Raw genomic sequence first — 1,972 nt, 5'->3', positions numbered from 1 at the left:
CCCCCCCCCCCCCCCCCCCCCCCCCCCCCCCCTTTTTTTTTTACACCCACACCCCGCAACCCCCGATCGGAGGCCGTCTCGTGGGCTCGGAGATGTTTATAAGAGCCAGCTCCCGGCCCCGGGAGCGGGCCCGAAGCCCAGGGCCGGGAGCCGAACCACCGCGAACCCGGGCCGGGGCCTGAGTCCCAACCTGAGCCTGAGTCCCAACCCGCGCGCGGGACCCGGCCCACCGCCGGGGCCTGAGGGGGCCGTCCGGGCCCCGCCGCTACGGCCGGGCCCCGGCCCCCCGGCCAGCGGGATCGGGCCGTGCGTCCTGCGACGCCTCGGCCAGGAGCGCGTCCAGCCGGTCGCGGCCGGCTGCGAGCAACGGCGCCAGGTCGGCCGCCTGCGGGTACCAGCGCTTCTCGTACTCCCAGCACACCCAGCCCGCACGGCCGGGGCCGGGCAGCGCGGTGCCCGTCGCGTCCTCGCGCAGCCACTCGGCCAGGCACGCGCGCAGCGGGAGCACCCCGGCGCCGAGCGGCAGCGGGGTCGTGTCCTCGGCCGACGCGACGTCCTTGACCTGCACGTAGCCCAGGTGCGGGGCGAGCGCCGCGTACGTGGTGGCCGGGTCCTCGCCGCCCAGCCAGGTGTGCAGCACGTCCCAGACAGCGCCGACGTCGAGGTGGCCAACCGGACCGAGCGCGCGGCAGACGGCGGCCCCGGTGCGGTGCGAGTCATGAGTCTCCAGGAGCACCCGCACCCCCACGTCGTGGGCGTACGGTGCGGCGGCGGCCAGTCGGCGGGCGGCCGTCGCGTCCGCCTCGTCCGGGTCCTGGTCGCCGCCGCCGGGGAAGACCCGGACGTACTCCGCGCCCAGGTCGTGGGCGAGCGTGAGGAGTTCACGCAGCTCGGCGAGGACGGGGGCGTCGGGGCCCGCGGCGGCGACCTGCACGTAACCGGCGACGGTGAGCACCGCCACGCCCGCCGCGCGGAACTCCGCGGCCACCGCCGTTCGTTCGGCCGCGCCGAGTCCGAGGTGCACCGGCTCTTCGGGGTGGGCGCGCAGTTCGACGCCCTGGTAGCCGTGTTCGGCCGCCAGCCGGACGACGTCGCGTACGGGCAGGCCGGGCAGGCCGAGGGTGGAGAAGGCGAGCTTCATGCGGGGCTCCAGGACACAGGTGCGCACGGGCGCAGACGGCAGGACACAGGTGCACGCGCGGGCGCACACGGCCGAAGGGGGTACGGCGGACGCCGGGCGGTCGGCCCGGCCGGAGCAGCGCCGCCACGGGCCCCGCCCCGTTCCCCCAGGGCTGTCGTTACCTCCGCGTGCCCCCAGAGGTCACTGTTACACCTGTGGGTGTGCCGCTCCCGGTGGTTGCCCCCGGCTCCTGAGTCAGCCGGTGGCCGGTCCGCGACTGCCCACCGTCCCGGGGGCGCCCCAGCGACCCGGGCCCCCGTCGGCTCGGCGCCGCCGAGGTCTCACGGCGTCTCGGTGGGAGGCGGCGCCGTGGAGTTACGGATCATCAACTCGGCGCGGATCATGGCCACGCCGCCGGGGGGCGCGGCCTCCCGGCCCAGCGCGAGCCGGCCCGCCCGCGCGCCCGCCTCGTACAACGGCAGCCGTACGGTGCTGAGTGCCGGGGCCGCGTCCACGCTGAACGGCAGGTCGTCGAAGCCGGCGACCGACACGTCCCGCGGAATGCTCAGACCCATGTCGCGCAGGGCCGCACAGGCGCCGAGCGCCACCGTGTCGTTCGCGGCGACCAGCGCCGTGATGCCCGGCTCGCGCCGCAGGAGTTCGCAGGTCGCGTCGTACCCGGAGGCCCGGTCGTACGCCCCGTGCACCACCAGCGGCAGATCGTCCGACGTGGCCGGCGCCGGCTCGGTGTGGGCGCTCCCGGCCGGCGCGGCGGCGGGCGGGGTGGCGTGCGCGCCGGTCAGCGGCCCGTCAGGACCCGGGCCGGCCGCGGTCGGCGGGGCGGTGGACCCG

At 77.4% G+C, this 1,972-nt stretch carries 2 protein-coding genes; both read right to left on the bottom strand.

Going from position 1 to position 1,972, the window contains the following annotated elements:
- Positions 1-265: 265 nt before the first annotated feature.
- Positions 266-1,141: a sugar phosphate isomerase/epimerase family protein gene (locus tag AAHZ94_RS33335; protein ID WP_349997439.1), complete on the bottom strand. Its 876-nt coding sequence runs from the start codon at positions 1,139-1,141 to the stop codon at positions 266-268.
- A gap of 320 nt (positions 1,142-1,461) precedes the next feature.
- Positions 1,462-1,972 (bottom strand): LacI family DNA-binding transcriptional regulator (locus AAHZ94_RS33330; RefSeq protein ID WP_349997438.1); only part of this gene is annotated, 511 nt, incomplete at its 5' end.

The sequence above is a fragment of the Streptomyces sp. HSW2009 genome (assembly GCF_040240285.1).
Lineage (GTDB): Bacteria > Actinomycetota > Actinomycetes > Streptomycetales > Streptomycetaceae > Streptomyces.
Note: the sequence above shows the minus strand (reverse complement) of the source record. Positions and strands in the feature narration are given on the sequence as shown.

Bases quoted from the DNA above. Each gene is read 5' to 3' on its own strand.
- AAHZ94_RS33335 (WP_349997439.1), bottom strand. From the start codon at position 1,141: ATGAAGCTCGCCTTCTCCACCCTCGGCCTGCCCGGCCTGCCCGTACGC.